A 1,643-nucleotide genomic window follows, 5' to 3' on the forward strand; every position below is an offset into this window, starting at 1 on the left:
ATATTCAGGATGCTATCCATTACAGTGTTCTGAGTCTGCAGAGACTGTGCATTAGCCTGATAGTTACGCTGAGCGGTAATGAGCTCAACTAACTCATTGGTGAGGTCAACGTTAGAAAGCTCGAGGTTAGAGCCCTTAATGGAGCCAGCAGAACCTGAGTTAGCCTCCTTAGCAATAGCCTCACCAGAAGCGTTAGACTGCTTCCACTGAGTATCACCAATCTTGGTTAAGCCTTGCTGGTTGGCAAAGTCTGCCATGGCAACCTTAGCTATGTTCTTAACCTGTCCGTTAGAGTACTCACATTGAATGATGCCGTTCTCATCAACGGACATACCAATGAGAATACCAGTTGCATAGCCATCGTTAGTTGGAGCCTGACTTACTGAGAAGTTAGAAGATCCGTACTGACTAGCAGCAAACTGAATGTTAAGTTTTTGAACTGGATCGATGCCTTGACCAAAGGCAGCATGTAAAGAACCGTCCAAACCTTTATAAACTGGATCTTTAGCAGTAGTGTTTGGCGGATTGCCTGGAATTTGTTCAAATGTATTATCAATAGTTGCTAAATCACCCTGTGGGTTTGCTACACCAGGAGCTCCGAAAAGTTTCTGGCGCAGGCTATTAGCTAGTGTATTTACTTTTGGATCGGCAGGATTGCAAAGCTCAATCTTACCTGGCACTGTATCTTTCATCTCACCGTTAGGACTGAAAGTACATTTAAATCCGAAGTAGTTAGCACCCGCAACTGACGATTTAGAGTTTGATGGAACACTAATTGCGGTTGGAAATTCCTGGTTATTACCAGTACCTTGCATAGCAACATCAACAGGCTTGCCATCTACAAAAGGAATAACAGTCCACACATTATTATTTGATTGAGCCTCCTCTGGGCCCATCTTGAGCATGTAATAAGTCAATGTGTGGGCACGACCTAAAGAGTCGTGGATAGTCTGAGAGGTTGATGCGGTATAAGTGCTAGCATTATTTGGATCAAAGTCAGTGTAGTATTGCTTAAACTTTGCTTCTGCTTGATTTGCTGCTACTGTACCGTCAGCCTTTCTTAAAACGCCATATTCTGGTGCAGTTTGAGCTGGATTCCAAGCACCTCCAGTCCATGGATCTTGAGCTGGAAGATTTGGCTTAACATTATCCTTATCGGCTGGAAGATTAACACCGATAGAAATATTGGTGGACATCTGAGGCGCACCAGTGTCAGCAGGGAGCTGAATGTTGTGGGTGTTGCTCAGATCTAAGGAGGTAGTAGTACCATCTGGGTTCACATCCCAACCCTGTAGGTAATCGCCCATTGCGGTAACTACAAAGCCTTCCTTGTTAATCTGAAAAGCGCCGTTACGAGTGAAAGTTTGTGCGTCAGAACTTGGGCCTTCAAGAACGAAGAAGCCGTTACCCTGAATAGCCATATCCAGAGGATTGCCAGTATCGCCAGATAAAGCGCCCTGTACGAACTGCTGTGATACTACAGTGTTCTGTACACCCATACCTGAATTAGTCTTAGAATTTGTGAATACGCTATTTGCGTAAACATCGGCAAACTCTGCACGTGACTTCTTAAAACCGTATGAATTGGTATTAGAGATGTTATTAGAAGTCACATCAATGTGCTTCTGGGAGTTCTTAATACC

At 44.0% G+C, this 1,643-nt stretch carries 1 protein-coding gene; it reads right to left on the minus strand.

All coding sequences use genetic code 11. The features are described from left to right. On the minus strand, positions 1–1,613 hold a 1,613-nt coding region (locus tag H524_RS0111885), incomplete at its 3' end, for a flagellar hook protein FlgE (RefSeq protein ID WP_169726159.1). Positions 1,614–1,643 lie beyond the last annotated feature (30 nt).

Source organism: Anaerobiospirillum succiniciproducens DSM 6400, from assembly GCF_000482845.1.
GTDB lineage: Bacteria > Pseudomonadota > Gammaproteobacteria > Enterobacterales > Succinivibrionaceae > Anaerobiospirillum > Anaerobiospirillum succiniciproducens.